The organism is Photobacterium minamisatsumaniensis (assembly GCF_050336695.1).
Lineage (GTDB): Bacteria > Pseudomonadota > Gammaproteobacteria > Enterobacterales > Vibrionaceae > Photobacterium > Photobacterium minamisatsumaniensis.
The window spans coordinates 1-4370 of record NZ_JAKJSI010000088.1 but is presented as its reverse complement, the minus strand read 5'-3'; the positions used below and the strand labels follow the sequence as shown (position 1 = coordinate 4370).

Here is a 4370-nt window from a genome sequence, read left to right as displayed (position 1 = left end):
CTTGTGAAGTTGCCCGCCCCGAAACCAAAACCTTGCCCCATATACACAAAAGCCAATTCATACTGAAAATGCCACGTGTTAAGGGTCAACTTACACAGCTTGTTATATAAAACTGAAATAAAAGCGGCTTGGCCGCCCCACCGAGACAGCAGCTGAACAACCCCAAACTCACAATGTTGACTGTAACCTCGAGCACTACGCTACCGCCAACTGAAATACAAGCTTGGCATTATAATTTCAGTAACTTAGTAAACACTGAAATCATAACGAACCAACACGAAATTCAACAGTGCGGATTCATGAATTTGAGAGAGACAAAGCTATTTATATCAATGAACATTGGCATGAGATTAAGGTTAACCGCACCATTTCACKGAACGATTTTCWCTGCAKTGCGACCCACATTGAAACCACARAACAACCAGCGGCAATGACACCTAAACCRTAAGAARRAWTGGCATATAACGCCCTTGTGAAGTTGCCCGCCCCRAAACCCAACGATTACACCGTAATCACAAAAGCTAATTCATAGTGAAAATGCCGCGCGTTAAGGGTCAGCTTACACAGCTTGTTATATGAACAGTGAACTTAAAGCGGCTTGGCCGCCCCACCGAGACAACAGGTGAACAACACCAAACTCACGATGTTCACTGTAACCGTAAACACCAACCTACCAACGATTGAAACCTTACTTGGCAGCGTGATTTCAGCAACTTAGTAAACACTAAAATCATAACGAACCAGCGCGAAAACCAACAGTGCGGATTCATGAATTTGAGAGAGATAAGGCTATTTATACCAATGAATATTGGCATGAGGTTTAGGTTAACCGCACCATTTCACGGAACGATTTTTACTGCATTGCGACCCACATTGAAACCACAAAACAACCAGCGGCAATGACACCTAAACCGTAAGAAACAATGGCATATAACGCCCTTGTGAAGTTGCCCGCCCCGAAACCAAAACCTTGCCCCATAAACACAAAAGCCAATTCAGACTGAAAATGCCACGTGTTAAAGGTCAACTTGCACAGTTTGTTATATGAACACTGAACATAAAGCGGCTTGGMCGCCCCACCGAGACAACAGGTGAACAACCCCAAACTCACAATGCTGGCTGTAACCGTGAACACCACGCTACCACCAAATAATAAACTAACTTAGCAAAGTAATTTCAGCAACTTAGTAAACACTGAAATCATAACGAACCAGCGCCATATTCAAAAGTGCGGATTCATGAATTTGAGTGAGACTAAGCTATTCATACCAATGAACATAGTCATGAGACTAAGGTTAACCGCACCAATTCACGGAACATTCATACTGCATTGCGACCCACATTGAAACCACAAAAAAACCAGCGGCAATGACACCTAAACCATAAGAGAAATTGGCATATAACGCCCTTGTGAAGGTGCCCGCCCCGAAACCCAACGATTACACCGTAATCACAAAAGCTAATTCATAGTGAAAATGCCGCGTGTTAAGGGTCAACTTGCACAGTTTGTTATATGAGAACTGAAATCAAAGCGGCTTGGCCGCCCCACCGAGACAGCAGGAGATGCAACCCAAGACCACGATACTAACTGTAACCCCGAGCACCATGCTACCGCCAACTGAATTACAAACTTGGCTTCGTAATTTCAGCAACTTAGTAAACACTGAAATCATAACGAACCAGCACGAAAATCAACAGTGCGGATTCATGACTTTGAGAGAGACAAAGCTATTTATACCAATGAACATTGGCATGAGGTTTAGGTTAACCGCACCAATTCACGGAACGATTTTCATTGCATTGCGACCCACATTGAAACCACAAAACAACCAGCGGCAATGAGACCTAAACCATAAGAAAAAATGGCATATAACGCCTGCAATAAGGTGTGCCCCACTGAACCTGTAAAGCGCACCGAACTCCATACCAAAACCGCCGAGTGTAACGCATCACCTTGATTGCCTTGTTAAACGTTTTTTTGTGAAAAATGTTCAATAACCTTCATACCCACAACTGTATTCTTGTGGTTAAAGAAACCCAAATATTTCTTAAGATCTGATGTACCACTGCGGCTAAGAATAAGTTTATTAACCATTGACCGAATACCAAATTGGTTTATAAGCGTATTGAGTGGCTGACCTTTTACCGCAACCTTAAGCACACCGATGCCAGCAGTAAATGTAGGAGCATTTGAATCCACGGTACCTATCGTTGAATCGACATATGAAGAGATCGATTGAAGAATTTTGGAAAATTTGTTCATATCTTTATAACTACCATCACTTAACGCTTGCTGGTAGCAATTCAACCAATCTCTTAATTCTTGGTACTCACTCCTTAATTGGAGGGCAACCTTGATCATGTCGCTCGCTGAATTCGACTCCTGTATAACTCGGATAGGCAAAGGAAGCATGTTTACATTTAAGGCATACAGTTCGCTATTTCCATTGTGGAGTGAGGCTATAGAAGCTCTTTTCTCTGAAACTAGATGGTTTAGCTTCAAAACTGAATCTTCATTAGAAACCATTATCCCAGCATCAGTAAAAAAGCGTTTTCTAACTGGGTGAGGAGTATATCCTTTTTCATAGACAAAACCTCTAGCCAACATGCCAGCACCACCCCATAAAGTTTGGGATAAGTACCCATGAGGGGTATACCTGTCTTGAATAAAACCTACTCGATTTTCTTCATGATCTTTCTTTAAGTCTGATGTCAGGCTTAAACGATCAATAAACTCGTTTCTTGGGCCTTGAAGTTTCTTGTAATCTACTAAAAATGGATAAGGACGTATTACTCCTTGAGAAACTGCATCTTGAAAAGGGTTGCCTTCGCGGTTCCACGCATGAATAAACTTCTCTTCAACCAAAATTTGATCACGTAAAATAATATCAGTGAGCAGATCAAACAATGCCTCAGTATTAATAATTGCACTTAGACTGTCTTCGTAAGAATAACTGTCATTTTCTTTATCTATTGCTATGTAATGAGATTTACTTTCATCAATACCGTAGGTCAGTAACTCACCAATATTTTGCAATGACCAATTGTCTGAAATTACACTTTGACTCATTTATGATCCTTTGAATATTTACTTTCACCAGAACTAGCAAAAACGTTTAACGCCTGCATAACACGTTTGCTACTATGCAAACCTAGCTGAATTTTACTGCCTTAATCACTGAAACTAAAGGCAAACTGACAACGCCGAATGTAGCAAATCGTGTTGATGCATTTGTTATAACGCAGTTCTCAATTTAGACCAATGACTCAGCCAACCTTTCGACGTTACACGGTCACTGAAGATTTCTAAAGAACGCTTAGGATTATGTGTAACCTGCAAATTAAACAACGATTCAAAGCCAAATGCAGAAATACATTCATACTTACCATTGCCTAATTTACGTATCGCTACCGCCGTTTCTTTTTCTGGCCAATAACTCATTGCGTCGATGATACTTAAATACGGTTTATCACCATTTCGCTTATGCATAATTGCTTGATTACGCACTTCCCAGTTCAATTCTGGCATCAACGCAGAAAGCTGGAATTCGATTAATCTGTAGGTTTCAGGATTAGATTCAGTTTCATCGAAATAAATAACGTCAACGTCATTCAAAGGCGTTGATATTGATTTCTGATGCAAATGGTCCCACACCAAATTTCGGACGAAACCAGCGGCTAAATAACAATGAGGTAAATTGATCTGTCGAACACAATCAAGAGCCTTGACCCTCAATTCATCTTTCTCAATTAATTTGATGATTCTATTCATATCCACCCTGCGTTATAACGCCCTTGTGAAGKTGCCCGCCCCGAAACCAAAACCTTGCCCCATATACACAAAAGCCAATTCATACTGAAAATGCCACGTGTTAAGGGTCAACTTACACAGCTTGTTATATGAACGCTGAACTTAAAGCGGCTTGGCCGCCCCACCGAGGCAGCAGGTGAACAACCCAAACTCACAATGTTGGCTGTAACCGTGAACACCACGCTACCGCCAACTAATAAACTAACTTAGCAAAGTAATTTCAGCGACTTAGTAAAAACTGAAATCATAGCTAACCAGCACGAAAATCAATAGTGCGGATTCATGAATTTGGGAGAGACAAGGCTATTTAGACCAATGAATATTGGCATGGAACAAAAGCAAACCGCACCAAGTCACGGAACGACATTTAACTGCATTGCGCCCCACATTGAAACCACAAAACCACCAGCGGCAATGAGGCCTAAACCGTAAGAAGGAATGGCATATAACGCCCTTGTGAAGTTGCCCGCCCCTAAACCCAAACATTGCCCCATAATCACAAAAGCTGATTCATACTAAAAATGCCACGTGTTAAGGGTCAACTTACACAGCTTGTTAT

The 4370-nt window shown here is 41.4% G+C and carries 4 protein-coding genes; all 4 read right to left on the bottom strand.

Annotation, left to right across the window (positions count from 1 at the left end):
• Positions 1-853: 853 nt before the first annotated feature.
• A complete protein-coding gene (locus tag L4D78_RS27980; protein ID WP_428469957.1) occupies positions 854-1027 on the bottom strand; it encodes a hypothetical protein in 174 nt (57 codons plus the stop codon).
• A 939-nt stretch (positions 1028-1966) separates the two neighbouring features.
• Positions 1967-3070 (bottom strand): hypothetical protein, encoded by a 1104-nt coding sequence (locus tag L4D78_RS27975; protein WP_428469956.1) that lies wholly within the window; start codon positions 3068-3070, stop codon positions 1967-1969.
• A 165-nt stretch (positions 3071-3235) separates the two neighbouring features.
• The gene (locus L4D78_RS27970; protein ID WP_428469955.1) at positions 3236-3772 is read right to left on the bottom strand and encodes a nucleotidyltransferase family protein; all 537 of its coding nucleotides are present in this window, start codon (positions 3770-3772) and stop codon (positions 3236-3238) included.
• Between the two features lie 392 nt (positions 3773-4164).
• Entirely contained in the window at positions 4165-4293 is a 129-nt protein-coding gene (locus L4D78_RS27965; RefSeq protein ID WP_428469954.1) for a hypothetical protein, read from the bottom strand.
• Positions 4294-4370: the final 77 nt, after the last annotated feature.